Origin of the sequence: Pseudomonas sp. MF6747, assembly GCF_963890955.1 — a bacterium.
Lineage (GTDB): Bacteria > Pseudomonadota > Gammaproteobacteria > Pseudomonadales > Pseudomonadaceae > Aquipseudomonas.
In genome coordinates, this window is sequence record NZ_CAWPSZ010000014.1 from 1 (window position 1) to 26267 (window position 26267).

The 26267-nt window shown below is 61.7% G+C and carries 24 protein-coding genes; 16 read left to right on the forward strand and 8 right to left on the reverse strand.

All coding sequences use genetic code 11. The features are described from left to right. Positions 1 to 1133, forward strand: a 1133-nt coding sequence (locus tag AACW30_RS15380; protein ID WP_200625222.1) for a multidrug effflux MFS transporter, incomplete at its 5' end; no start/stop codon positions are given. Between the two features lie 9 nt (positions 1134 to 1142). On the opposite strand, the gene AACW30_RS15385 is transcribed toward AACW30_RS15380, so the two are convergent. Next, complete coding sequence (locus tag AACW30_RS15385) at positions 1143 to 1748, reverse strand: LysE family translocator (protein ID WP_200625223.1); 606 nt, start codon at positions 1746 to 1748, stop codon at positions 1143 to 1145. Between the two features lie 114 nt (positions 1749 to 1862). On the opposite strand from AACW30_RS15385, the gene AACW30_RS15390 reads away from it, so the two are divergent. Beyond that, complete coding sequence (locus tag AACW30_RS15390) at positions 1863 to 2774, forward strand: LysR substrate-binding domain-containing protein (RefSeq protein WP_200625224.1); 912 nt, start codon at positions 1863 to 1865, stop codon at positions 2772 to 2774. Positions 2775 to 2870: 96 nt separating this feature from the next. After that, positions 2871 to 3728: an SDR family oxidoreductase gene (locus AACW30_RS15395; protein WP_200625225.1), complete on the forward strand. Its 858-nt coding sequence runs from the start codon at positions 2871 to 2873 to the stop codon at positions 3726 to 3728. Positions 3729 to 3844: 116 nt separating this feature from the next. On the opposite strand, the gene AACW30_RS15400 is transcribed toward AACW30_RS15395, so the two are convergent. Both AACW30_RS15400 and AACW30_RS15405 read right to left on the reverse strand, forming a co-directional pair. Then, positions 3845 to 4759 carry a site-specific integrase gene (locus tag AACW30_RS15400; protein WP_106579209.1) on the reverse strand — a complete coding sequence of 305 codons (915 nt, stop codon included), beginning with the start codon at positions 4757 to 4759 and terminating at the stop codon, positions 3845 to 3847. A 108-nt stretch (positions 4760 to 4867) separates the two neighbouring features. After that, entirely contained in the window at positions 4868 to 5686 is an 819-nt protein-coding gene (locus tag AACW30_RS15405; protein WP_119740374.1) for a M949_RS01915 family surface polysaccharide biosynthesis protein, read from the reverse strand. A gap of 471 nt (positions 5687 to 6157) precedes the next feature. Here AACW30_RS15405 and arnC point away from each other — a divergent pair, with 471 nt between their 5' ends. The 12 genes from arnC (at position 6158) to AACW30_RS15465 (ending at position 19269) form a co-directional block, all read left to right on the forward strand. Continuing rightward, on the forward strand, positions 6158 to 7198 hold the full coding sequence (arnC, locus tag AACW30_RS15410) for an undecaprenyl-phosphate 4-deoxy-4-formamido-L-arabinose transferase (RefSeq protein ID WP_169366720.1): 1041 nt from the start codon (positions 6158 to 6160) through the stop codon (positions 7196 to 7198). Then, the gene (gene arnA / locus AACW30_RS15415; protein ID WP_119740370.1) at positions 7195 to 9186 is read left to right on the forward strand and encodes a bifunctional UDP-4-amino-4-deoxy-L-arabinose formyltransferase/UDP-glucuronic acid oxidase ArnA; all 1992 of its coding nucleotides are present in this window, start codon (positions 7195 to 7197) and stop codon (positions 9184 to 9186) included. The genes arnC and arnA overlap by 4 nt, the downstream gene beginning before the upstream one ends. Beyond that, positions 9186 to 10070: a 4-deoxy-4-formamido-L-arabinose-phosphoundecaprenol deformylase gene (gene arnD, locus AACW30_RS15420; protein WP_119740368.1), complete on the forward strand. Its 885-nt coding sequence runs from the start codon at positions 9186 to 9188 to the stop codon at positions 10068 to 10070. Before arnA ends, arnD begins: the two co-directional genes overlap by 1 nt. Beyond that, positions 10067 to 11722, forward strand: a complete 1656-nt coding sequence (arnT, locus tag AACW30_RS15425; protein ID WP_200625226.1) for a lipid IV(A) 4-amino-4-deoxy-L-arabinosyltransferase — start codon at positions 10067 to 10069, stop codon at positions 11720 to 11722. The genes arnD and arnT overlap by 4 nt, the downstream gene beginning before the upstream one ends. Next, a complete protein-coding gene (arnE, locus tag AACW30_RS15430; protein WP_106579203.1) occupies positions 11719 to 12066 on the forward strand; it encodes a 4-amino-4-deoxy-L-arabinose-phosphoundecaprenol flippase subunit ArnE in 348 nt (115 codons plus the stop codon). Before arnT ends, arnE begins: the two co-directional genes overlap by 4 nt. Continuing rightward, positions 12063 to 12476 (forward strand): 4-amino-4-deoxy-L-arabinose-phosphoundecaprenol flippase subunit ArnF, encoded by a 414-nt coding sequence (gene arnF, locus AACW30_RS15435; protein WP_169366723.1) that lies wholly within the window; start codon positions 12063 to 12065, stop codon positions 12474 to 12476. The genes arnE and arnF overlap by 4 nt, the downstream gene beginning before the upstream one ends. Then, positions 12473 to 13852, forward strand: a complete 1380-nt coding sequence (locus AACW30_RS15440) for a UDP-glucose dehydrogenase family protein (protein WP_106579201.1) — start codon at positions 12473 to 12475, stop codon at positions 13850 to 13852. Before arnF ends, AACW30_RS15440 begins: the two co-directional genes overlap by 4 nt. Positions 13853 to 13855: 3 nt before the next feature. Then, positions 13856 to 15478: an ArnT family glycosyltransferase gene (locus AACW30_RS15445; RefSeq protein WP_200625227.1), complete on the forward strand. Its 1623-nt coding sequence runs from the start codon at positions 13856 to 13858 to the stop codon at positions 15476 to 15478. 331 nt (positions 15479 to 15809) lie between these two features. Then, complete coding sequence (locus tag AACW30_RS15450) at positions 15810 to 15986, forward strand: hypothetical protein (protein WP_234452709.1); 177 nt, start codon at positions 15810 to 15812, stop codon at positions 15984 to 15986. Between the two features lie 182 nt (positions 15987 to 16168). Continuing rightward, positions 16169 to 16879: an HPP family protein gene (locus AACW30_RS15455; RefSeq protein ID WP_200625228.1), complete on the forward strand. Its 711-nt coding sequence runs from the start codon at positions 16169 to 16171 to the stop codon at positions 16877 to 16879. A 131-nt stretch (positions 16880 to 17010) separates the two neighbouring features. Beyond that, positions 17011 to 18114 carry an enoyl-CoA hydratase/isomerase family protein gene (locus tag AACW30_RS15460; RefSeq protein WP_200625229.1) on the forward strand — a complete coding sequence of 368 codons (1104 nt, stop codon included), beginning with the start codon at positions 17011 to 17013 and terminating at the stop codon, positions 18112 to 18114. A 3-nt stretch (positions 18115 to 18117) separates the two neighbouring features. Continuing rightward, positions 18118 to 19269: an acyl-CoA dehydrogenase family protein gene (locus AACW30_RS15465; RefSeq protein WP_106579197.1), complete on the forward strand. Its 1152-nt coding sequence runs from the start codon at positions 18118 to 18120 to the stop codon at positions 19267 to 19269. 316 nt (positions 19270 to 19585) lie between these two features. On the opposite strand, the gene AACW30_RS15470 is transcribed toward AACW30_RS15465, so the two are convergent. Genes AACW30_RS15470 through AACW30_RS15490 form a run of 5 tightly spaced genes read right to left on the reverse strand, consistent with a single transcriptional unit; the run spans position 19586 to position 25143 of the window. Continuing rightward, positions 19586 to 20359, reverse strand: a complete 774-nt coding sequence (locus AACW30_RS15470; RefSeq protein WP_106579195.1) for an enoyl-CoA hydratase — start codon at positions 20357 to 20359, stop codon at positions 19586 to 19588. Between the two features lie 11 nt (positions 20360 to 20370). Next, positions 20371 to 21498 carry an acyl-CoA dehydrogenase gene (locus AACW30_RS15475; protein ID WP_200625230.1) on the reverse strand — a complete coding sequence of 376 codons (1128 nt, stop codon included), beginning with the start codon at positions 21496 to 21498 and terminating at the stop codon, positions 20371 to 20373. Between the two features lie 9 nt (positions 21499 to 21507). After that, positions 21508 to 22692 (reverse strand): acetyl-CoA C-acyltransferase, encoded by a 1185-nt coding sequence (locus AACW30_RS15480; protein ID WP_200625231.1) that lies wholly within the window; start codon positions 22690 to 22692, stop codon positions 21508 to 21510. A gap of 12 nt (positions 22693 to 22704) precedes the next feature. After that, positions 22705 to 23472: an SDR family NAD(P)-dependent oxidoreductase gene (locus tag AACW30_RS15485; protein WP_106579192.1), complete on the reverse strand. Its 768-nt coding sequence runs from the start codon at positions 23470 to 23472 to the stop codon at positions 22705 to 22707. A gap of 21 nt (positions 23473 to 23493) precedes the next feature. Then, positions 23494 to 25143 carry an AMP-binding protein gene (locus AACW30_RS15490; protein ID WP_200625232.1) on the reverse strand — a complete coding sequence of 550 codons (1650 nt, stop codon included), beginning with the start codon at positions 25141 to 25143 and terminating at the stop codon, positions 23494 to 23496. A gap of 226 nt (positions 25144 to 25369) precedes the next feature. On the opposite strand from AACW30_RS15490, the gene AACW30_RS15495 reads away from it, so the two are divergent. Beyond that, entirely contained in the window at positions 25370 to 26263 is an 894-nt protein-coding gene (locus tag AACW30_RS15495) for a bestrophin family protein (RefSeq protein ID WP_200625233.1), read from the forward strand. The last annotated feature ends 4 nt before the right edge of the window (positions 26264 to 26267 follow it).

Below are 26267 nucleotides of genomic sequence, written 5' to 3' on the forward strand. Positions count from 1 at the left end.
GTTACTTGCCCGCCCTGCCCACCCTTGGCGCCAGCCTGCAGGCCTCGCCGGCGGCGGTGCAGATGAGCCTGACGGTGTTCTTCATGATCATCGGCGTGTGCCAGCTGTTCTATGGCCCCCTCAGCGATGTGTACGGGCGCAAGCCGCCGATCTACGCCGGCCTGGTGATTTTTGCCGTGGCCAGTGTCGGCTGTGCCCTGGCACCGAGCATCGAAGTACTGATCGGCTTTCGCGCCCTGGAAGCCTTCGGCGCGTGCGCCGGCATGGTCATCCCGCGGGCGATTGTTCGTGACCTGTACACCGGCCACGAAGCCGCGCGCCTGATGGCCTTGCTGATGCTGGTGATGAGCGTGTCGCCGATCCTGGCGCCGTTGGCCGGCAGCGTGGTGATTTCACTCTGGAGTTGGCGCGAAGTGTTTGCCGTACTGGCTGTGGTGTCCGTGCTGTGCCTGGTGATGACCATTGTGCAGTTGCCGGAAACCCATCCGGCCGAGCGCCGATTGGGCAAGACCCTGGGCACCGCCATCGGCAGTTACGGCGCACTGCTGCGCGACCCGGTGTTTATCGGCTTGGCGGTGGTCAGCGGCTTCGGACTGGCGACCTTCTTTGTGTTCATCGGCAGCGCGCCGTTTGTGTACATCGAATATTTCGGCCTGACGCCGACGCAATTCAGCCTGTGCTTTGCGCTCAATGCCGCGTCGTTCTTCGCCATGAGCCAAATGACCGCGCGCCTGAGCGCGCGCTTTGGTCTGGCGCCGGTGATTCGTTGGTCGGTCATGGCGGTGGCGGCGATCATGGTGCTGCTGGCCGCCACCACACTGTGGGACAATCACCTGGCAGTAATGATGACGCTGCTGTTTATCGGCTTTGGCTTTCTCGGCCTGCTGTTGCCAGCGGCCGGCGTGTTGTCCCTGGAGGACCACGGCGCCGTTGCGGGTTCCGCGTCGGCCCTGTTGGGCGCCATCCAGATGATCACCGCTGCCGTGTCCATGACCCTGATCGGGTTGTACGCCGACCATACGCCGGCACCGATGTTGATCGGCATCGCCCTGTGCGCAGTCGCGGCCATGCTGACCACCTGGTGGACACTGCGCCGCTTGCCCGTGCATCTACAGCCTTCGCCACGCAGCTGATACGCATCGTCATCCCAGCAAACGCCCTGAATGCACGATACCCATCAGGGCCACGGCCAGCAGCACCAGGCACGCCACGCGGTTGATAGCCGCACGGTATTTCAGCGCGAACGCCTGGCGCGCGAGGGCGATGTACCCCGCCAGCACCGCAAAGTCGATAAGCACCCACAACCCGGTCAACCACGCCACGCTGGCACTGAACGAGTCCGCCACGTGGATGAATTGAGGGAAGAAGGCGACGAAGAAAATGATGTCCTTGGGGTTGGAAATTCCCACCAGAAAACCCCTGCCGACACCGCTGCGCGCGCAGCGGGTCTGCACACCTGGCCCAGGTGGATAACGCAGCCCCTGGACCGCCAGGTACAAGATGAACAGGCAGCCCACAAAGCTGATCGCGCTCAGCAAGCCTGGACTGACGGAAAAACTCCCCGACAAAATCAGTACCGCCACCAGGGCCAGGATCAGCGACGCCAGGTTGGTGCCCGCCGCCGTCAACAGTGCGCGCCGGCTTCCGGATTGCAGGCTGGTAGTGATGATCAGCGCCACCACCGGCCCGGGCGTGACAATCAGGGCCACTACGCTGAAGACATAAATCAGAAGTAACGAGCTATTCATCGCGCTTAAACGCCTTGTGAAGTGAGGCGTGTGAGCTTGCGCCAGGCCGCGCGCGTTGAAAAACGTAAAAGCCTGTGCCCTACTATGAGTTTTAATCACAATGACTGCCCCTCCATGGCCGAACGCCTTCCACCACTGTATGCCCTGCGCGCCTTTGAAGTGGCGGCCCGCACGTCTTCGTTTACACGCGCGGCGCAAGCCTTGTCGTTGACTCCAAGTGCGGTCAGCCGCCATATCAAAACCCTCGAGGGCCTCCTCAACTGTCGCTTGTTCGAACGCCTCGGGCCTCGACTGCAACTCACCGTTGCGGGCGAACGGCTTGCGCAGGAACTCAAGGTCGGCTTTCGCATCATCGAACAGGCGTGCGCGCCTTTCCGGGCTGGCACTGGCGATTTACGTTTGAAGGCTCCATCGACGCTGACCATGCGCTGGCTGCTGCACACGCTGGACCTCCTCAAGCTCAGCGCGCCTGAAATGGCGATACAGCTGGCAAGTGTCTGGATGGATTTCGACAGCGTGGACTTTTACGCAGAGCCTTACGACTGCGCGATTTTGCTCGGCAACGGTCAGTTCGGCGCCGATGTGCACGCACACAAACTGTTTGATGAATGGTTGATCCCCATTTGCGCGCCCGGCTGGGTGCACACTGACCTGGCCGAGGCCGAACTCATCCACCCCACTGCCGACCGCAGGGACTGGCGACGCTGGCTGGCCGCCCAACCGTCTGACGCGCGTATCGACCTGGACCGTGGCAAGGTCTTCGATACGCTAGACCAGGCGATTTCGGCTGCCATACGCGGCCATGGTGTCTCGATCGGCGACCTGCACCTGGTGGCCAACGATGTGCGCGACGGCCTGATCACGCTGCCCTGCGCAACGGCCGTCGCCTCGGGTGATGGCTACTATCTGGTCTGGCCCAGAGCGAGCCGCCACGCCCACACGTTGCGTGAACTGTACGAGCGCCTGAGCCGGCTCGTTCCGACGCTGGAGCTGCCAGGCCTTGAGTTCTTGCCTGCGGCTGGCTGAAAACCATTCGTCGGGCTTGCCCGACATCCGCTACAACTATCGCCGCCGGCAAAACTACTAACTCCATAGCACCCTTGAAGACCTATGGAGACTGAGATGACTGACTACCCTCGCCCACCCTTCGCCCCCCAAGCCCAATCCGTACCCGGCTCCCAGAAGAAAATGGACCCGTACCCCGACTGCGGCGAGAAGAGCTACAAGGGCACGGGCCGGCTGGCCAACAAAATCGCGCTGATCACCGGTGCCGACAGCGGCATTGGCCGCGCCGTCGCCATTGCGTTTGCCCGTGAAGGCGCCGATGTGGCCATCGCTTACCTGGACGAGCATGAAGACGCCAAGGAGACCGCACGCTGGGTTGAAGAAGCGGGCCGCCAGTGCCTGTTGCTGCCCGGCGATATTGCCCAAAAGGCCACGTGCCAGGCGCTGGTCGACAAGACCGTCGAACAGTTCGGGCGCATTGACGTCCTGGTCAACAACGCCGCGTTCCAGATGACCCACGAAACCCTCGAAGAGATCGAAGACGAGGAATGGGTGCGGACCTTCGATATCAACATCACCGCAATGTTTCGCATCTGCAAGGCCGCCCTGCCCCACATGAAAGCCGGCAGTTCGATCATCAATACCAGTTCGGTCAATTCCGACATGCCCAAGCCAACGCTGTTGGCCTATGCCGCCACCAAGGGCGCCATTGCCAATTTCACCGGCGGCCTGGCGCAATTGCTGGGTGACAAAGGCATTCGGGTCAACAGCGTGGCGCCGGGCCCGATCTGGACACCGCTGATCGTAGCGACCATGACGGACAAAGACGTGCAGAGCTTTGGCAGCGAAACCCCACTGGGGCGCCCCGGCCAGCCGGTAGAAGTGGCGCCGATCTATGTGTTGCTGGCCTCGGATGAAGCCAGCTATATCTCCGGTTCGCGCTACGCGGTTACCGGCGGCAAGCCAATCCTTTAATCTCGGTAAAGCACCAAGTAACGAAGGGGGCTTGCTCCCGATAGCGCTGGGTCAGTCAGTGAGTCGCTGACCCTGCGTCTTCTGGAGCAAGCCCCCTCTCACATGGTTGACTGAAGTCATAAATCAAACCGGTCCACGGCCCGCCGCCGCTCATTGTCGTCGCGTACGTCATAGCTGGCGGTAGTCTGGATATTGCTGTGGTGCGCGAGTTTCTGCGCGATTGACAGGTCATGTTCCTCAATCACCCGGGTGATGAACGAACGCCTGAAGTCATGCGGCATGATTTTCACGCCAACCTGTTCGCCGCGTTGACGTGCGATGTAATAAATCGCGTGTTTGGTAATGCGCTCACGGGTGATATGGCTGCCCCGGCGAATGCGGTTGAACAGGAACGTATCGTCCTGCTCGCCGTCCTTGAGCTGCTCGCGACGAAAGTCCAGCCAGGCTGTCAGCTTTTCAAATGCCCAGGCGGGCGCGTACTTGATCAACGCCTTGTTGCCTTTGCCGGTCACGCGCAGGCTGCGTTCTTCGAAGTTGATCTGCGCCAGGTCGAGGTTCACCGACTCTGACTTGCGCATGCCCGACCCATACAAAATGCCGATCACCGCCGCATCCCGCAGGCCCTGAGGGCGCGGGTCGGCAGCGCAGACTTCCATCAGTTCGCGAATCAGGCTGCGGCGCAAATTGCGCCCCTGGCCCAGTCGGGTCCCGGGCGCCGCCTTGACCGAGCGCATCTTGAGCAGGTGGTCCTGGCTGATCAGGCTCATGCGCCAGGCTTCGTTCATCACCCCACGCACGGCATTCACATACAGCGAAGAGGTGTTGGGCGCGTAGCCGTCCTCGCGCAGTGCGGCGACCAGGGCAATCACGTGTTCAGGTTGCAGCAGGTGCCAGTCGATGTCTTCGAGGTTGATGTCTTCGAAGCCCAGGCGGTCGGCGGCGTCCTGCAGCACGTAGCGCATGGTCAGTTGGCTGGAGGGCGCGAGGCGAGTGAGGTAAAGGGTCAGCGGGTTGCGGATGGACTCAGTCAAGGTAGATCAGCCTTTGGATTAAATACCTCGATCAAGCCATTGTTTAATCGAGGTATTTAGTGAATTGGCGAAGGCCGAGTCTAGCGCAGGACCGGCCCTGGCACCAAATCACGGGGCCGTTTCGTCATCCCCGGTAGCGTCGTCGGGCTGAGGCTGGGTCTGGGATTGACTCCACTCGGTGTCCTGCTTCTGCATCAGCGCGAACCAATGCTGGCGCATGAACGCCAGGTAGCTGTCCGGCGCCTTGGCGAAGTCCTTTTCATCGCCATAGCAGCCCGGCAGAGGTAACTCGGTGCCCTGCTCCTTGTACTGACTGACCAGCGCCTGCTGCGCCGCCACGCTGCAATCCTTGGGCAGCGGCATGCCACGCAAGGCGCCGGCTTCCTCGTCCCACCAGCTCGCCCCAACGCGATCGACGCCGCGCAGGCGGTACTTCTGGGATTTGCCGACATGCATGATCAGTTTGAATTCGTTCGGGCTGACATCGCTGGTGCACGTGCGCGAATAGCCCACCGTGGCCTGGGTGATGCCGTCGCCGGTGAGGTCGGTGACTTTGGTGGCCGCCATGTCAAAACGCAGCGCGGCGTCGAACTGGCAATGCTGCACATCGTCATAGAGCATCCACACGCGCTTGGGATGATCGCCAGCGAGCAGGTATTGCGCGGCGTAGACGAACGCCGACTGGGTGCCATCGTCATCGCGTTCGCTGACCTGTTCGGCGAGCACCAGAAGGTTCTTGCCCTGGCTGTCGTCCCAGGTGTAGGCCGCGACCTGTTTGCCGCGCACTTCGACGCCTTCGGGCACCTGATCGACAGAGGTGAGCGCCACGCCATCATCGGCGCGCACGGTCGTGACGCAGGCCACAGCCATCAACAATCCCATCAACGCAGGCCGCAACTGGCCGCGTAAAAGCTGCACGCTATTCATCCGAGTACCCTGGCAAGAGATGGCTTACTTTACCGGCACTTGAGGGGCAATGCAGAGAAGTTTGTTGAATAAAACCGGCGGCACACTGCAAGCTGCAAAAAACGCCACGGTTTTACCGGTTCAAGGTATCCCCTGGCGCCTCAGTTACTTAGCTGAACCCTAGCTGTCTACCTGTCAAATAAACGAGTTTTTCATCCGCCTTTCATATTCGTTCAACATTTTTCCGCTTAATCTTGGCCCCAGGACTTGAGAACGAGGCGCGTGTTATCGGACTAACTTGTTGATTACGCTTTACCTTTGAGACATTTCGTCTTTACTACGCTTGCCCATGGAAGAAATTATTGCCAGTCTCAGGAAGGTCGAATGAACACCGCAAACCCACGCTATGTTTAATCAGTTTTCTGAACCTTCAGCCGCCGATGACTGCTGTTTTCACGCGCCAACCTGCTCTAGCCCCGAGGTCATGAATCTTTGAAACCCTACCCTATTCATTGCGTGTCGATCGTCATCCCGGTCTACAACGAACAAGAGAGCCTGCCTGAATTGCTGCGTCGCACGAGCGCAGCCTGCAAGCAACTGGCCTACGAATACGAAATCATCCTGGTCGATGATGGTAGTCGCGACAATTCGGCCCAATTGCTGGAAGACGCTGCCGCGCAAGAAGGCAGCCACGTGGTGGCGGTGATCCTCAACCGTAACTACGGCCAGCATGCCGCGATCATGGCCGGCTTCGAGCAGTGCCGTGGCGAAGTGGTAATTACCCTCGACGCCGACCTGCAAAACCCGCCGGAAGAAATCCCGCGCCTCGTCGAGCAAGCCGCCCTGGGCTACGACGTGGTCGCCACCGTGCGCAACAACCGCCAGGACTCGGCGTTCCGCCGCTGGCCTTCGCGCCTGATCAACCTGGCCGTGCAACGCTCCACCGGCGTGGCCATGACCGACTACGGCTGCATGCTGCGCGCTTACCGGCGCACCATCGTCGACGCCATGCTGGCCTGCCGCGAGCGCAGCACCTTCATCCCGATCCTGGCCAACGGTTTTGCTCGCCACACCACGGAAATCCTGGTGCATCACGCCGAGCGTGAGCACGGCGAATCCAAATACAGCGCCATGCGCCTGATCAGCCTGATGTTCGACCTGCTGACGTGCATGACCACCACGCCGCTGCGCCTGCTGTCGATTGTCGGTTTCAGCCTGGCCGCCCTCGGCGTGCTGTTCGCCTTTGCGCTGGTCATCCTGCGCCTGGCCTTTGGTGCACAGTGGGCTGGCGATGGCATGTTCGTGCTGTTCGCGGTGCTGTTCGTGTTCACCGGTGGCCAGTTCATCGGCATGGGCCTGTTGGGTGAATACCTGGGTCGCATGTACAGCGATGTACGCGCCCGCCCCCGTTTCTTCATTGAAAAAGTGCTGCGCAACCAACCGGCAGCACCGGCTCCAGTGGTCGTTGTTGACGGCCTGGTGTCCTCCCATACCTCCACTTCTACTTCTCCTTCCGATCAGGTTTCGTCATGAATTCAAAAGCTGTTGTCTTCGCTTATCACGATATTGGCTGTGCAGGCATTGAAGCCCTGCTGACCGCCGGCTACGACATTGCTGCCGTGTTCACCCATGCCGACGACCCCAAGGAAAACAATTTCTACGGTTCCGTCGCCCAACTCTGCGCCCGCAACGGCATCCCGGTGCACGCACCGGAAGACGCCAACCACCCGCTGTGGATCGAGCGCATCGCCAAGCTGAACCCGGATTTCATCTTCTCGTTCTACTACCGCAACCTGCTGAGCGAAGCCTTGCTGGCCACCGCCAAAAAAGGCGCGTTCAACCTGCACGGCTCCCTGCTGCCCCAATACCGTGGTCGTGCACCGGCCAACTGGGTGCTGGTCAACGGCGAAACCGAAACCGGCGTGACCCTGCACCGTATGGTCAAGCGCGCCGATGCCGGCCCGATCCTGGCCCAGCAGAAAGTCGTCATCGACCGTACCGACACCGGCCTGACCCTGCACGCCAAGCTGCGTGACGCCGCCACCAGCCTGCTGCGCGACGCACTGCCGCAACTGGCCCAGGGCAAACTGGCTGAAACCGCACAGGACGAAACCAAGGCCACCTACTTTGGCCGCCGCACCGCTGCCGATGGCAAGCTGGACTGGAAAAAGCCGGCTGAAGAGCTGTTCAACCTGGTTCGCGCCGTCACCCAACCGTACCCGGGCGCCTTCTGCGCTGTGGGCGAGCACAAACTGATCGTTTGGCACGCTGAAGTGGTCAAGGGCAACGAAGGCCTGGCCCCAGGCCGCGTAATCAGCGTCAACCCGCTGCGCATTGCCTGCGGCGAAGACTCGCTGGTGGTCAAGTTCGGCCAGCGCAACGAAAACGGCCTGTACCTGGCCGGCCCTTCCCTGGCTGATGAACTGGGCCTGGTGGACGGTTCCGTGCTGCGCGGCGCCGAGTCCGGCCGCAAGCCACGCCGTACCCGCGTACTGATCCTGGGTGTGAACGGCTTTATCGGTAACCACCTGTCCGAGCGCCTGCTGCGTGACGACCGTTACGAAATCTACGGCCTGGACATCGGCTCCGACGCCATCGAGCGCCTGCGCAGCCACCCGAACTTCCATTACGTGGAAGGCGACATCAGCATTCACTCCGAGTGGATCGAGTACCACATCAAGAAGTGCGACGTGGTCCTGCCGCTGGTGGCCATCGCCACGCCGATCGAATACACCCGTAACCCGCTGCGCGTGTTCGAACTGGACTTCGAAGAGAACCTGAAACTGGTTCGCTACTGCGTCAAGTACAACAAGCGCGTGATCTTCCCGTCGACCTCCGAAGTCTATGGCATGTGCCAGGACCAGTACTTCGACGAAGACACCTCCAACCTGGTCGTCGGTCCGGTCAACAAGCAGCGCTGGATCTACTCGGTCTCCAAGCAACTGCTGGACCGCGTGATCTGGGCCTACGGCGACAAAGGCCTGAAGTTCACCCTGTTCCGTCCGTTCAACTGGATGGGCCCGCGCCTTGACCGTCTGGACTCTGCGCGTATCGGCAGCTCCCGCGCCATCACCCAGTTGATCCTGAACCTGGTGGAAGGCACGCCGATCCGTCTGTTCGACGGTGGCGAGCAGAAGCGCTGCTTCACTGACATCGCCGACGGCATCGAAGCCCTGGCGCGCATCATTGATAACGACAATGACAACTGCAACGGTCAGATCATCAACATCGGTAACCCGGAAAACGAAGCCAGCATCCGCCAGTTGGGCGAAGAACTGCTGCGTCAGTTCGAAGCTCACCCGCTGCGCAGCAACTTCCCGCCGTTCGCCGGTTTCCGCGACGTAGAGAGCAAGGCGTTCTACGGCACCGGTTACCAGGACGTGGCACACCGCAAGCCAAGCATCGAAAACGCCAAGCGCCTGCTGAACTGGGAGCCTACCGTTGAGATGAGCGAAACCATCGGCAACACCCTGGACTTCTTCCTCAAGGAAGCCATGCTCGAAATCGCGGACAAGAAGTAATGAAGGCAGGCTTGCGCATTGACGTCGACACCTACCGTGGCACCCGTGAAGGTGTGCCGCGGTTGCTCGAATCCCTGGATGAAGCCGGGGTTAAAGCGACGTTCTTCTTCAGCGTTGGGCCGGACAACATGGGGCGCCACTTGTGGCGCCTGATCCGCCCGCAATTTCTGTGGAAGATGCTGCGTTCCAATGCCGCCGGGCTGTATGGCTGGGATATCTTGCTGGCCGGCACCGCCTGGCCGGGCAAACCGATTGGCCGTGACCTGGGGCACTTGATGCGCCAGGCCAAGGCGGCCGGCCATGAAGTCGGCCTGCACGCGTGGGATCACCACGGCTGGCAGGCCAACACCGGGCGCTGGAGCGAGGCACAGCTCATCGAGCAGATCCGTCGTGGCGTAGACACCCTGAGCGACATTCTGGGTGAACGCATCGACTGTTCAGCGGCCGCCGGTTGGCGTGCCGATGAGCGCGTGGTGCAAGCCAAGCAAACGTTCAACTTTCGCTACAACAGCGATTGCCGGGGCACCAGCCTGTTTCGTCCAACCTTGGCCGATGGCAGTGCGGGCACCCCACAAATTCCGGTAGACCTGCCGACCTTCGACGAAGTGGTCGGGCCGGTAGTGGCTGCCAAAGACTTCAACAGCTTCATTCTTGACCGGTTTGGCGCGTCGAAGCTGAACGTCTACACGATCCACGCAGAAGTAGAAGGGATTCTGATGGCTGATGATTTTCGCCAGTTGCTTGCCCAGGCCGGGCAGCGCGGCATCGACTTTCAACCCCTGGGCGACCTGCTGCCCGCGGATGTGACCACCCTGCCCCAGCAACACCTGGTGCGCGGCGCGTTGAGCGGCCGTGAGGGTTGGCTCGGAGTGCAGCAGGCATGATCCGGCGCTGGGCACTGCCCCTGCTCCTGTTGGCGTTTGGCGTGTTTTACCTGTTACCGCTGGCCAGCCACGGCCTGTGGATTCCCGATGAGACCCGTTACGCGCAGATCAGCCAGGAAATGCTGTTGACCGGCAAATGGGCCTCGCCGCATTTCATGGGCATCCGCTACTTCGAGAAACCCGCTGCCGGCTACTGGATGATCGCGCTGGGCCAGGCGATCTTCGGTCAGAACCTGTTCGGTGTGCGCTTTGCTTCGGCCCTGAGCACCGGGCTGAGCATTCTGCTGGTTTACCTGGTGTCGCGCCGCTTGTGGAATGACCCGCAAAAAAGCCTGGTCAGCACCGTGCTGTACATGAGCTTTGTCAGCGTGGCATTGCTGGGTGGCTACGCTAACCTGGACCCGCAATTCACCTTCTGGGTCAACCTGACCGGCGTTGCGCTGTGGTTCTGCTTTGACAGCAGCACCCGCCAGGGTCGCTTGGGGTCCTGGGCGTTGCTAGGTTTTGCCTGCGGCATGGGTTTCATGACCAAGGGGTTTCTGGCCTGGTTGCTGCCGGTGTTGATCGCCCTGCCCTATGCAATCTGGCAGAAGCGTTTTCGTGAGTTGCTCGGGTACGGCGTGGTTGCCGTGGTCGTGGCCATTATCGTCAGCCTGCCCTGGGCGTTGGCCGTGCACCTGCAAGAGCCGGATTACTGGAACTTCTTCTTCTGGCACGAGCATATCCAGCGCTTTGCCGGTGATGACGCCCAGCACGCCGAGCCGTTCTGGTTCTATCTGCCGCTGATGGTCGCGTTCTCGCTGCCGTGGATTGCGCTGTTGCCGTCCACGATCAAACAGGCGTGGCTGCAAAAACGCCTGCCGCAGACCGCCTTCCTGTTGCTGTGGCTGCTGATGCCCCTGGCATTTTTCAGCCTGGCCAAAGGCAAGCTGCCGTCGTACATCATGCCGTGCCTGCTGCCGTTGGCCTTGTTGATGGGCTCGACCCTGAGCGACAAGCTCGCCCTGGGCCACGGGCGTGCCTTGCGCATCAACGGCTGGTTGAACCTGGCGCTGGGTGTTCTGGCGGTGCTGGCGCTCAGCTGGTTCCAAATGAAAAAGCCTGTGTATGACCACGGCGAAGAAACCCTCAGCCTGGTGCTGCTGTTCACCTTCCTGTTCGGCTGGATCGTGGTCAACCTGCTCCAGGCGGCGCGCCCGCTGAAACTGTGGGCCGCGCCGGTGATCGGCAGCTGGCTGCTGGTGGCATTGGTGCCCGCCGCCTTGCCGCATTCGGTGGTTTACAACAAGACCCCGGACCAGTTCATCATCGATCACCTGGACGAACTGCAACCCACTGCCTCCCTGCTCAGCAATGACCTTGGCGCGGCCTCGGCGCTGTCGTGGCGCATGGGGCGTCCGGACGTCAGCCTCTACAACACGGTCGGCGAAGTGAAATACGGCATCGCCTACCCGGACACCGCGCACCGCAGGATCGATACCCACGAAGTCCAGCAATGGATGAGCGAGGCGCGCAAGAAAGGTTCTGTCGGTGTGGTCATGCGGGTCAAGGGTGACGATGAAGTCGCCGAAGTCAACCTGCTGCCCAAGGACGGTAAACGCTATGAGCAAGGCAACATTGTGATCCTGATTTTCCCACAGGCCGCGCAATGATCACCCTGCTTCTATTGCTGGGCGCATGCCTGCTGACGTGCATGGGCCAGGTCTCGCAAAAGTTTGCCGTGGAAAGCTGGCGCGACCAGCCGGAGGGTTGGGCGCCCAAATTGCGCTCGCCGTGGCTGTGGTCGGCGCTGGTGTGCCTGGGCCTGGGTCTGCTGGTCTGGCTGCTGGTGTTGCAGCGCCTGGAAGTGGGCATCGCCTACCCGATGCTCAGCCTGAATTTTGTACTGGTCACGCTGATGGCGCGCTTTGTTTTTCATGAACACATCGACGGCCGGCACTGGCTGGGCGTGGCGCTGGTGATCGGCGGTGTGGTGTTGCTGGGGCGTCACGTATGAGCCGGGCTCAAGGCTTTGCCCTGGCCCTTGGCAGTGTCGGCCTGGTCAGCGCCGCCCAATTGGGCATGCGCTGGAGCATGACGCGCCTGCCGCTGCCAGCCGACTGGCTGAATGCGTTCAACAGCAATGCCATCGACCTCGGCGCCTTGGGCGTGGTGATCCTGGCGATCATCGCCTATGCGCTGTCGATGCTGTGCTGGCTTGGCGCACTCAAGCATTTGCCGCTGGGTCGCGCCTATTCGCTGCTCAGCATCAGCTACGCGTTGGTCTACCTGCTGGCCGCCAGCCTGCCGGTGTTCCACGAAGCTTTTTCGCTTTCAAAAACCCTGGGGGTGGCGTTGGTCATCCTCGGTGTTCTGGTTATTAACTCTCGTCGTGCTAGCGTTGCAAGCCCCAGGAATGTCCCATGAAAATCAGTGTATTTGGTAGCGGTTACGTCGGTCTGGTGCAGGCCACCGTATTGGCCGAAGTCGGTCACGATGTGATCTGCATGGACGTGGACAAGAGCAAGGTCGAGTCGCTCCAGAAAGGCCATGTGACCATCTTCGAGCCGGGGCTTGCGGCCATGGTCAAGGAAAACCTGGAAAGCGGGCGCCTGCACTTTACCTTCGATGAAAAGCTCGCGGTCGAACACGGTGAAGTGCTGTTTATTGCCGTGGGCACGCCGTCGGATGAAGACGGCTCGGCCGACCTCAAATACGTGCTGTCGGTGGGTGATGCCGTGTCCCGCCACCGCGTGGAGCCGGTGATCCTGGTGGAAAAATCCACCGTTCCCGTCGGCACCGGCGACACCCTGCGTGCGCACATCGAAAAGAACCTGCGCACCGCCGGCCGGCAGCTGGAGTTCGATATCGTCTCCAACCCGGAATTTCTCAAGGAAGGCTCGGCTGTCGCCGACTGCCGCCGTCCGGACCGCATCATCATCGGCTGCGAGCGCGAGGAAGTGCGTGAAGTGATGCGCGACCTCTACGCGCCGTTCAACCGCAACCATGACCGCATCATCTTCATGGACCTGCGCAGCGCCGAACTGACCAAGTACGCCGCCAACTGCATGCTGGCGACCAAGATCAGCTTTATCAATCAGATCGCCGAGCTGGCCGAACACCTGGGCGCGGACATCGAAGCCGTGCGCCTGGGCATCGGTGCCGACTCGCGGATCGGTTACCACTTCATCTACCCCGGTTGCGGCTACGGCGGCTCCTGCTTCCCCAAGGACATGCGCGCCTTGATCCACAGCGCCAAGCAAGCCAACTGCTCCAGTGACTTGCTGGAAGCCGTGGAAGCGATCAACCAGCGCCAGAAGAGCAAGCTGTTCGAGCGTATCAACGCTTACTTCAAGGGCAACCTGCAGGGCAAGACTTTTGCCTTGTGGGGCCTGGCGTTCAAGCCCAACACCGATGACATGCGCGATGCACCGAGCCGTGTGCTGATGGAGGCCTTGTGGGCCGCGGGTGCCAATGTCCGTGCATTTGACCCGGAAGCCATGCAGGAAACTCAGCGCATCTACGGCGACGAGTCACGCCTGACGCTGTTGGGCACGCCGGAATCGGCCTTGAGCGGCGCCGATGCGCTGATCGTTTGCACCGAATGGCAGCAGTTCAAGGCGCCGGATTTCGACCTGATCCACGCACGCCTGAAAAACCCGGTGATCTTCGACGGTCGCAACCTGTATGACGGCGAACGCCTGGCACGCAAAGGCTTCAAGTACTTCCCGATGGGCCGTGGCGACTCCTGTGAACTGCCGATCCCTCAGCAAAACTGGGTACAGCAGGTCAAGGAAGCCTGATACGTGAACAAAGCTTATCCGCCCCTGCTCACTGCAACGATCCGTCACCAGTCGCTGGGGCTTGGGCTCCTGGCGCTGGTGCTGTTTATTGCCGGCAACTGGCACCAGGCGATTATCGGGTTTGACTCGCGCTTCGTGGTGTTTGCCCAGGAAATGCTGCGTCATGGGCCGAGCTTTTTCCCCACGACCTACGGGCAGCCCTACGCCGATTACCTGGCCACCTCGACCGTGTTGACGTGGTTGTTCTCGTTGCCCTTGGGCCAGGTCACCAGCTTGACCGCATGGTTGCCCACGGCCATCGCTTCGGCGCTGATCGTGATGCTGGTGTATCGGATGACGGCGCCCTACTCCGTGCGCTGGGGCCTGCTGAGTATTGCGATGTTGCTGCTCAGCAGCACCTTCATCAGTGAAACCCGGGCGGTGTCCCTCGACCAGATGCTCGCGGCGGTGGCCTTGGCGGTGTTTTACCTGGGGTATGCGCATGATCACTTCGCCAGCCCGAAACGCCTGCACTGGCTGTTCCTGTTGCTGATCGTCGGCTTCGCCATCCGTGGGCCGATCGGCCTGGTGATTCCAACCGGCGTGCTGTGCAGCTATTACCTGCTCAACCGGCAGTGGCGCCAACTGTTCACCTTCGGCCTGATTGCCCTGGCGTTGCTGGCGGCCTGTGTGGGCCTGTTGCTGCTGCTGGCCAAGCTCAGTGGTGGCGAGGACTTCATGCAGGACGTGATCCGCATGCAGTTCCTGGGGCGCATGGATGGCACCGAAGGTTCCAGCGGCGCGCTGTATTACTTCACCAGCTCGCTGGGCAATTATGCCCTGGCCTATCCACTGGCACTGTTGGTGCTGGTGGCGGTGGCCGTCGGCGGGCGCCGCACGCCAGACCCGGCCTTGCAGCTGGTGCTGTATTGCGCCGCCGCCGGGTTGCTGGTGATGCTGGGCTTGTCGGTGCCTCAGGCAAAAAAGGCGCGCTACATCCTGCCGATGTTGCCGATGGCGGCGATCCTTGCGGCCTACCCGTTCCAGGTCACCCAGGGGCGGCTGTTTGCAGGGCTGCGCGCCTTGATGCTGGGTATCTGGACGCTGATGCCGGCACTGCTGGCCGTCGGGCTGGTGGTGGCGCGCCGACGTTACGCCGAGCAACTGGGCAACCTGGGGGTGATATTCGGCGTACTGGGCGTGCTTCAGGTACTGGCGCTGCTGGCGGTCTTCAACGTGCGGACACGCGCGACGGGGCCAGCCTTCGCTGCGGTACTGGCGCTCTGGACAACTTACATCGTGGTGGTTGAACCCCTGGAGCGCGCGCTCTACGACACGCGCACCTTCACCCTGGCGGTCAAAGACCAGATCACGCAGCAGCCGGCGCCTGTGGTATTGCACGGGTTGGGCAAGGATGCGAAAGCCATCAAGTTCATGGTCAACTTCAACTGCGACAAGGTGCCGTTGTTTACCCATTCCTCCGCAGACCTGGCCCCGCTGCAAGGGCCTGCCTGGCTGGTGATGAGCGCGCAGGATTTCGAAAACCTGCAGGACCCGCGCTTGAAATCGGTTACGCCGACGCTCACCGGGGAGTTTGACAAAGACCCTTATGTGCTGCTGCATCTGGGGAAAACCCCGGCGCCCTGATCGCGGTGCTGGCCGTGTGTACAAGACGACGCCCACTTCAACAAGAGTGGGCGTTTTCATTACCGCAACCGAGAAAGCACCTACACAGCTATGCGTAACGGCTGGTGCACTTTGTCTTCCGGCGCCTGGAACCCAAATGTAGACTCGTTTGCCAGGTGCGGTAACCCATTCCGGCCCCAACGTCTGGCTTATCTCACCAGCCCGAGGCTGGCGCACCCTGGATAACAAGAACGCAGTAGGCCCGCCCATTCACACGGCGGTTTACGCATACGAGGGCAATGCCGTGGCGCAAGATCCGATGTCAATTCCCGTGCCGAGGCTGGATCGGTTGATGGCACTGCGCGACGCCCTGGTGGCGTTGAAGGGGCCACTGGCCAGCGACCTGATGCTGCAGGAAAACCTGCAAAGACAGCTATTCAATGAAGAGACCGACAGGCGCGTATTAGGCCATGTCAGCCCACCCTTTGCGCAGATGACGCGCCTGATTCCTTTCGGCGAAGTCATTTGAACACGCTTAAAACAATTTGATTTCAATAAACTTGCACTCAACCCTCATTAATATGCAGTGGAGCCCTTGAGCAAAGATCGGCACACTGTGCAGGTTCCTCCCCCAAACGTTGGAACTTTCAAGGGCTTTTCCGGGCAACCAGACAAGCCTTTTTTTTCGCCCGCAATTTCAGGACCGCTTTAATGCTTACCCGTTGGTTACCTGCTGCAATCAATACCCGCCCTGCTGAATGGAGCCGTGCAGCGATCGGCATGGCCCTGGGCACGCTGTTCAGTGTTTGGGTGTGCGCCCAAGTGTTTGGCATGGAGGTCGCGCTGCACCTGCTTGGCCCGCTGGGTGCCTCGGCTGTGTTGCTGTTTGCGGTGTCTTCCGGCGCGCTGGCCCAACCCTGGTCGATCATCGGCAGCTATCTGTGCGCGGGTGTTGTTGCCCTGCTGGTCGCCCGCGTATTGGGGCGTACGCTGGGCAGCGCATGCCTGGCGGCGGGCATGACCGTTATCCTGATTTGCTGGCTGCGCTGCCTGCACCCGCCGGCCGGTGGCCTGGCGATGACGTTGGTACTGGCAGACCCGGCCTCCATCGCCCTTGGGTGGCAGGTGCTGGCGCCGGTCATGCTGGGCGCGGGTGCGCTGCTGGCGTGTGCACTGGCGTATAACAACGCCACGCGCACGCGCTATCCCAGGGGGGCGGTCGAGTCGCCGGCAGCGGTCATGGGCAATACGGCGTCCGCAACAGACCCGGCCATCACGGCGGCCGACTTGAAACGGGCGCTGGCCGAGATGGAGCAGTTTTACGATGTGCAACCGGGCGAGCTCGAACAGTTGATCCATGCCGCAGAAGGCCATGCGCGACGCCGCAGCATCGGCGAAGTACTGGCCCGCCGCGCCGCCTGAGCCTGCGTGCATAAATGCAAAAACGACCTGCAGGATTCCGGGTTGTACTGGGCAAATTTGCACTGGTACGATCGCGAGAAGGTTCGTCCGCGAACATCTTGATAAAGAACAATAAAAGCAGGGAGTTACAGATGACTGCTCAGGTTTCATCCGAAGCAAGCCGCGCCGAAATTCTTCAGGACGAAGTGCTGGCCGACGTTCGCAACCACATCGGCCACCTCACCCTCAATCGTCCCGCTGGCTTGAACGCCATCACCCTGGACATGGTTCGCAGCCTGACGGCGCAGTTACAGGCCTGGGCGGATGACCCGCAGGTCTACGCCGTGGTGCTGCGCGGTGCTGGCGAAAAGGCCTTCTGCGCCGGGGGCGACATCCGTTCGCTGTACGACAGTTTCAAGAACGGCGACAGCCTGCACGCCGACTTTTTTGTCGAGGAGTACGCCCTCGATCTGGCCATCCACCATTACCGCAAACCCGTCCTGGCGCTGATGGACGGGTTCGTTCTCGGCGGCGGCATGGGCCTGGTGCAAGGCGCTGATCTGCGCGTGGTCACCGAGCGCAGCCGCCTGGCGATGCCGGAAACGGCCATTGGTTATTTCCCGGATGTGGGCGGAAGCTACTTCCTGCCGCGCATACCCGGCGAGTTGGGGATTTACCTGGGCGTCACCGGCGTACAGATTCGCGCGGCCGACGCGTTGTATTGCGGGCTGGCGGACTGGTACCTCGAAAGCACCCGGCTCGCCGACCTGGACCAGAAACTCGACCGCCTGCAATGGCAGGACTCGCCGCTCAAAGACCTGCAAGGTGTACTCGCCAAACTGGCTGTGCAGCAATTGCCCGACGCGCCGCTGGCAGCATTGCGCCCGGCCATCGACCATTTCTTCGCCCTACCGGACGTGCCAAGCATCGTCGAGCAGTTGCAGCAAGTCACCGTCGCCGACTCCCATGAGTGGGCACTGAACACCGTCGCGCTGATGCAGACCCGTTCTCCGTTGGCGATGGCCGTCGCCCTGCAAATGCTGCGCCGGGGCCGCCGCCTGCCGCTCGAACAGTGCTTCGCGCTGGAATTGCACCTGGATCGCCAGTGGTTCGAGCGCGGCGACCTGATCGAAGGGGTACGCGCGTTGATCATCGACAAGGACAAAACGCCGCGCTGGCGCCCGGCCACGATCCACGACCTGAACGCCACCCATGTGGAGAGCTTCTTCCACGACTTCAAGCAGTTTGGGAGATAAGCCATGCAAGATATTGAATACACTGAAGAACAAGTAATGATTCGCGACATGGCACGCGACTTTGCCCGCGGTGAAATCGCGCCCCATGCCCAAGCGTGGGAGAAAGCCGGCTGGATCGATGATGCCCTGGTCGCCAAGATGGGCGAACTGGGCCTGCTGGGGATGGTGGTGCCCGAAGAATGGGGTGGCACCTATGTCGATTACGTCGCCTACGCCCTGGCGGTTGAAGAGATCTCGGCCGGCGACGGCGCCACCGGTGCGCTGATGAGTATCCATAATTCAGTCGGTTGCGGGCCAATCCTCAACTACGGCACACAAGCGCAGAAAGAAGCCTGGCTGCCCGACCTTGCCAGTGGCCAGGCCATCGGCTGCTTTTGCCTGACTGAACCCCAGGCGGGTTCCGAAGCGCATAACCTGCGCACACGTGCCGAACTGCGCGATGGCCAGTGGGTGATCAATGGCGCCAAACAGTTTGTCAGCAACGGCAAACGCGCCAAGCTGGCCATTGTGTTTGCGGTGACGGATCCGGACTTGGGCAAAAAAGGCATTTCCGCGTTCCTGGTGCCCACCAATACGCCAGGGTTTGTGGTTGACCGCACAGAACACAAGATGGGCATTCGCGCGTCGGATACCTGCGCCGTCACCCTCAACCAATGCACGGTGCCTGAAGCCAATTTGCTCGGTGAGCGTGGCAAAGGCCTGGCCATCGCCCTGTCCAATCTCGAGGGCGGGCGCATCGGCATTGCTGCCCAGGCCCTGGGCATTGCCCGCGCGGCCTTTGAAGCGGCGCTGGCGTATGCGCGCGATCGCGTGCAGTTCAACCAGGCGATTATCGAGCACCAGAGTGTCGCCAACCTGCTGGCCGACATGCAAACCCGCCTGAATGCCGCACGGTTGCTGATCCTGCACGCCGCGCGCTTGCGCAGTGCCGGCAAGCCGTGCCTGTCGGAAGCGTCCCAGGCCAAGCTGTTCGCCTCGGAAATGGCCGAGAAGGTCTGCTCCTCAGCGATGCAGATTCACGGTGGGTATGGGTATCTGGAAGATTATCCGGTGGAGCGTTACTACCGCGATGCGCGGATCACGCAGATTTACGAGGGCACGAGCGAGATTCAGCGGATGGTGATCGCGCGCGAGCTGAAGAACTACCAGCTCTAAGCTAATACAGGCTGTGCAGGCACTCGCTTGCCAGCGATGCAGGCACCTCGGTTCACCTGTTGGACCGAAGTGAAGCTATTGCAGGCAAGCCAGCTCCCACAACTTGATCGGTGATGACGTTGCAATCGGCGAACGTGTTCGCCTGATTGCCAGGGTATTCAAGCGCTCCCCACGCTAACCAATACGCTGCAAAACCAAAGTGGGAGCAGGCTTGCCCGCGAATACGGCGTATCAGTCAGCGAATGTATCGACTGATCCAGCGCATTCGCGAGCAAGCCCGCTCCCACACGTTGCGTTCCAGCAGTCTTGAGGCCGGTTACTTATCGTTGAACTCCGGCGCACGCTTGGCCACAAACGCCGCCATCCCTTCCTTCTGATCCTGCGTTGCAAACGCCGCATGGAACACCCGGCGCTCAAAGCGCACGCCTTCGGAGAGGCTCACTTCAAACGCGCGGTTCACGCTTTCCTTGACCATCATGCTGATCGGCACGGATTTGCCGGCGATCAGCGTCGCCACCTTCAGCGCCTCTTCCAGCAGCTCATCTGCCGGTACGATACGCGCCACAATCCCGCAACGCTCGGCTTCCACCGCATCGATAAAACGCCCGGTCAGGCACATTTCCATGGCCTTGGCCTTGCCCACCGCGCGGGTCAGGCGCTGGGTGCCGCCCATGCCCGGCAGCACGCCGAGGTTGATTTCCGGCTGGCCGAACTTGGCGCCGTCGCCCGCGAGGATGAAGTCGCACATCAACGCCAGTTCACAGCCGCCGCCCAAGGCAAAGCCGTTGACGGCGGCAATGATCGGCTTGCGCCGGTTGGCTACGCGGTCGCTGTCGCTGAACAGGTCGTCCAAGTAAATCTGAGGGTAGGTCAACTCGGCCATTTCCTTGATGTCGGCACCGGCGGCGAAGGCTTTTTTCGAGCCGGTCAGCACGATGCAGCCGATTTGCGGGTTGGCTTCCAGGCTGTCCAGCGCCTGGTTCAACTCGCTGACCAGTTGCGCATTCAAGGCGTTCAGGGCTTGCGGGCGATTGAGGGTAATCAGCCCGACGCGGCCCTGGACCTCGAGCAAAATGGTTTCGTAACTCATGGAATGGCTCCTTAAAGATTGCGTGAGATGACCATGCGCTGGATATCGCTGGTGCCTTCGTAAATCTGGCAGACCCGCACATCGCGGTAGATCCGCTCCAAGGGAAAGTCGCTCAGGTAACCGTAACCGCCCAAGGTTTGCAAGGCGGCCGAGCAGACTTTTTCGGCCATTTCCGAGGCGAACAGCTTGGCCATCGAAGCCTCGACCAAGGCTGGCTTGCCGCTGTCGCGCAGGGCGGCGGCGTAATGCACCATCTGCCGGGCGACGGCAATTTGCGTGGCCATGTCTGCCAGGCGAAACGCCACGGCCTGGTGTTCGATCAAGGTTTTGCCGAAGCTTTCGCGCTCGCGTGCATAGTCACGTGCGGCTTCAAATGCCGCGCGCGCCATGCCCACCGATTGCGAAGCGATGCCGACGCGGCCGCCTTCAAGGTTGGCCAGGGCGATCTTGTAGCCTTCACCCTCCTCGCCCAATCGGTTGGCGACCGGCACCTGTACGTCTTCAAACAGAATCTGGCAGGTGTCGGACGCATGCTGGCCGAGCTTGTCTTCGACCCGTGCGACGATGTAACCCGGTGAGTCGGTGGGCACGATAAACGCGCTGATCCCGCGCTTGCCGGCAGCCGGGTCGGTGACCGCAAACACAATCACGATCCCGGCGTTTTGCCCGGAGGTGATGAACTGTTTGCAGCCATTGAGCACGTAGTGATCGCCGTCCAGGCGCGCGCGGGTTTTCAGGCTGCTGGCATCGGAACCGGCCTGCGGTTCGGTCAGCGCAAAGGCGCCGAGCATGGCACCGCTGGCCAGCGGCGTGAGGAACTGCTCTTTCTGCTGATCGTTGCCGAATTTCAGAATCGGCACGCAGCCCACCGAGTTGTGGACGCTCATGATGGTCGAGCACGCGCCGTCACCGGCGGCGATTTCCTCCAGGGCCATCGCATAGGCCAGGTAGCCGGTGTCGCAACCGCCCCACTGTTCCGGTACCAGCATGCCAAAAAAGCCCAGCTCGGCCATTTCGCCGATGGCTTGCTTGGGAAAGCGGTGCTCGCGGTCCCACTCGGCAGCGAACGGTTTCAAGCGCTCCTGGGCAAATTGCCGGGCCGCTTCGCTGATTTGCAGTTGTTCGTCATTGGGCAGCATAAAAAGTCCTTAATACACGCATTCGACGGCCATGGCCGTGGCTTCACCGCCGCCGATACAAATGGCCGCAACGCCGCGCTTGAGGCCTTTCTGGCGCAGCGCCGAGAGCAAGGTCACCAGAATGCGCGCGCCCGAAGCGCCGATCGGATGCCCCAGCGCGCAGGCGCCGCCGTGGATGTTGACCTTGCTGTGGGGGATTTCCAGCTTGCTCATGGTCACCAGGCTGACCACCGCAAAGGCTTCGTTGATCTCGAACAAATCCACTTCGCCAAGGTGCCAGCCGGTCTTGCTCATCAGCTTGCGAATCGCCCCCACCGGCGCCACCGGGAACAGCCCCGGCTCGTCGGCGAACGCCGCGTGCCCATGGATGATTGCCAGCGGTTTGAGCCCACGCTTTTGCGCGTCGGACTGACGCATCAGCAGCAGCGCCGCCGCGCCGTCGGAGATCGAACTGGAGTTGGCCGCCGTCACCGTACCGCCTTCGCGGAAAGCCGGTTTCAGGCTGGCGATCTTGTCCAGCTTGGCTTTGGGGGGCTGTTCGTCATGCAGGACGGTTTTTTGCTCTTTACCGACGGTGACCTGCACCGGGACGATTTCGGCGGCGAAGCTGCCGTGGGTGATCGCCTCCTGGGCACGGTTCAGCGAGGCAATGGCGAAGGCGTCCTGGGCTTCACGGGTAAAGCCGTTGTGCTCGGCACAGTCTTCGGCAAAGGTGCCCATCAGGCGGCCCTTGTCGTAGGCGTCTTCAAGGCCGTCGAGAAACATGTGGTCGAGGACCTTGCCGTGGCCCATGCGGTAGCCACTGCGCGCGCGGTCCAGCAGGTACGGCGCGTTGGACATGCTCTCCATGCCACCGGCCACCACCACCTCGACACTGCCGGCCAGCAGCGAGTCGTGGGCAAGAATGGTCGCCTCCATGCCCGAACCACACATTTTGTTCAGCGTGGTGCAGCGCGTGGCCTTGTCCAGCCCGGCGCCCAGCGCCGCCTGACGCGCAGGCGCCTGGCCGAGGCCTGCGGGCAATACGCAGCCGAACAGCACTTCATCCACCGCGTCCGGGGCGATGCCGGCGCGTTCGACGGCGGCGCGAATCGCGGCGGCACCCAGTTGCGGCGCAGTCAGGCCCTTGAGGTCGCCCTGGAACCCGCCCATGGGCGTGCGGACGGCGCTGACGATAACAATCGGATCGTGCATGAAAAATTCTCCTTACTTGGCGGCCATGCGCAAGGCGCCGTCGAGACGGATGACCTCGCCATTGAGCATGCTGTTTTCAATGATGTGCCGCACCAGCGCGGCGTACTCGGCCGGTTTGCCCAGGCGTGGCGGGAATGGCACGCCGGCGGCCAGGGAATCGCGCACCTCTGGGGTCATGCCGGCCATCATCGGCGTTTCGAAAATGCCTGGGGCGATGGTCATGACCCGGATGCCAAAGCGCGCCAGTTCGCGGGCAGCCGGCAGCGTCAGGCTGGCGATGGCGCCTTTGGACGCGGCATACGCCGCCTGGCCGATCTGCCCGTCAAAGGCGGCCACCGACGCGGTATTGATGATCACGCCACGCTCGCCGTCGGCATTCGCCTCGGTTTCAGCGATGGCGGCGGCGGCCAGGCGCAGCAGGTTGAAGCTGCCGATCAGGTTGACGTTGATCACTTGGGCAAAGCTTGCCAGCGCATGCGGGCCGTTCTTGCCAAGGATTTTCTCGCCACGCACCACACCGGCGCAGTTCACCAGCCCATGCAAACCGCCGAACGCGGCGACGGTGGCTTGCACGGCCGCTTCGGCAGCGGCTTCCTGGCTGATGTCCGCCACGGCGCTGCGGGCGTTATCGCCCAACTGCCGGGCCTTGGCCGCGACGGCTTCGGCGTTGAGGTCCACCAGCATCACCTTGGCACCGGCGGCTACCAGCATCTCAGCGGTGGCCGCGCCGAGGCCCGAAGCGCCGCCGCTGACCAGGAATACCTTGTTTTCAATCTGCATCTTTAGTTCCTTTGAAAGGGATCACGCCAAGGCTGCTTGAGCCTTGGCGATTTCCTGATTACGCAAAATAAAACGTTGCAGCTTGCCGCTCGGGGTTTTCGGCAAGTCGCTGACAAATTCGATTTCTCGCGGGTAGGCATGCGCGGCGAGGCGCTTGCGCACATGCAGGCGCAGCTCTTCGGCCAGTTCAGGTGTGGCGCGGTATTGCTCGTTGATCACCACAAAGGCTTTCACCAGCTCGGTGCGTTCCGGGCAGGGCTTGCCGACCACCGCGGCTTCGACCACGGCCGGATGCTCGACCAGGGCGCTTTCCACGTCGAAGGGGCCGACGCGGTAGCCAGAGGTGGTGATCACGTCATCACTGCGCCCGACAAAACTGATGCTGCCGTCCGGGTTCAGCTCCACGGTGTCGCCGCTGAGGTAGTACTTGCCGACAAAGGCCTTGGTCTTCACGCCGTCGTAACCGGCGAACCAGCACATCGGCGACTGTTCGCGGTCAATGGCGAGAATGCCCGGCTGACCGGCGGGCAGTTCCTGATGGTTGTCATCGAGCACCACGATGCGGTGCCCCGGCGAGGCAAAGCCGGCTGAGCCAACATGCACCGGATGCGCCAGGCCGTGGTGGTTGCACAGCACCATGCCCAGTTCGGTCTGGCCATAGTGGTCGTGGATGGTCACGCCCAGGTTCTCGGCGAACCAGCGGATCACTTCCGGGTTCAGGGGTTCGCCGGCGCTGCTGACAATGCGCAGTTTGCCCTTGATCGCGCGGGCGAACTGCTCACCGCCGGCAATCAGCAGGCGGTACGCGGTCGGTGAGCCCGTCAGGTTGGTGATGCCGTACTTGTTGATCACCCGGCAGGTGCTCTCCAGGGTGAACGGCCCATCGTAAAAGGTGATCGGGTGGCCCATGGACAACGGCCCGGTCACGCCAAAATAGATGCCGTAAGCCCAACCCGGGTCGGCAACGTTCCAGAACGCGTCTTCGGGGCGAAGGTCTACTGCGTCGCGGGTGTAGCGCTCAAAGGCAACGATGGCCTTGAGCGGCACCGACAGGGCTTTCGACGGGCCGGTGGTGCCCGAGGTGAACATCAGCAAAAACGGCGCGTCACCGTCCAGCATCACCGGCTCGCAGGCGTTGGAATAATTCGGCAGTTCGGCCCAGAAGCTGTAGTCGCCGCGCACAATGCCTTCGCCCCTGGCCCCGGCGACAGTGACGATGGTCGGGCAACCTTCCACGTCCGCAAGCTTGGGCCGGTTCACCGCGTCGGTGACCACCAGTGCGGCGCCCGAACTGCTCAAGCGATGTTCAATGGCCTTGGGCCCGAAAGCGGTAAACAGCGGCTGATAGACCGCGCCGATGCGCCACGTGGCGAACACCACCACCAGCAACTCTGCGGTGCGCGGCAGCAGGCCGGCCACCTTGTCGCCGCGTTTGACGCCCTGGGCCAGGAGGAAATTGGCGAAGCGGGCAGCCTGGTCCTGCAAGTCTGTGAAGGTGGACGTGGCGCTGCGCCCGTCCTTGCCTTCCCAGAACAGCGCGATGCGGCCCGGCAGCGCATGCCGATCGCAGCATTCCACGCAGGCATTGAGCGCCTGCAGGTTGCCGGCAAGTGCGGCGTCGACGGTGTGCTGGTAATCAAACTCGGTAGTGGCAGCCAAATACTCACGCATCGTTTCAAATCCTTGTGGTTTTTATTTTCAGGACGCTTTTGAACACGTAAACCGTGGAAATAGTCGCTCTGCAGCGTTACAGCAGCAATGGTCAAAGCCTTCAACTTGGCTGACTGGTTTGGCCAATCATTGAGCGCGCTGATCAGCCGGTCAGTTCAAGTGACTGGACGCCCGCCACGGTTGCTTCTAACCTTGGGGCCTGCGCCACCAAAAAAGCCTCCCTGCAATGATCGTTCGTCCCAAACCCAACCTCCTGGGCATCCTGTTTTCCCTCAAGGGCTCGATTGCCAAGCGCATCGCGCTGCGCAGCCTGCTGGTGACCTTGCTGGCCTCGGTGATCGTGCTGGTTGAAACCTTGCACCCGGCGTATTTTTCCAAGGTCAACGCCACGCCGTTCACCTTGCTGGGCTTGTCGTTGTCGATCTTCATGAGCTTTCGCAACAACGCCTGCTATGACCGCTGGTGGGAAGGCCGCAAGCAGCTGGGGCAAATGATCATCGATGTGCGCTCACTGATCCGCGAAACCCAGGTGCTGACTGACCCGGCTGAGCGCAGTGGGCTACTGCGCGGTTTGTGCGGCTTTGCCCATGGCCTGATTGCGCGCCTGCGCCATGAAGACGAGGCCGGCGCCATCACGCCGTGGATCGGCGTTGATCGCGCGCACCCAAATCTTCCAGACGCTGTGCTGCAACAACTGGGCGCGCGCTTTTCCGGGCTGGCCGAGCAAGGCGTCATCAGCGAATGGCGCTACATCCAGCTGGAAACCCGACTGGTCAGCCTCAGCCAGGTGCAGGCGTCGTGCGAGCGGATCAAGCACACGCCGCTGCCCTTCCCTTACACGCTGCTGTTGCACCGCACCATCTACCTGTTCTGCATTCTGCTGCCGTTTGCCATGGCCGAGCCGCTGGGCTGGCTGACGCCGGTGTTCACCGCCATCGTCAGCTACACCTTCTTTGGCCTGGATGAAATCGGCGGCGACCTGGAAGACCCGTTCGGTTTTGATGAAAATGATCTGCCGTGCAATGCCATCGTGCGCACGTTGGAGCGCGAGATTCTTGCCGCTCTGGGCGAAAGCGACTTGCCGCCGGCCCTGGAACCGATTGAATACGTGCTGAGCTGATGCG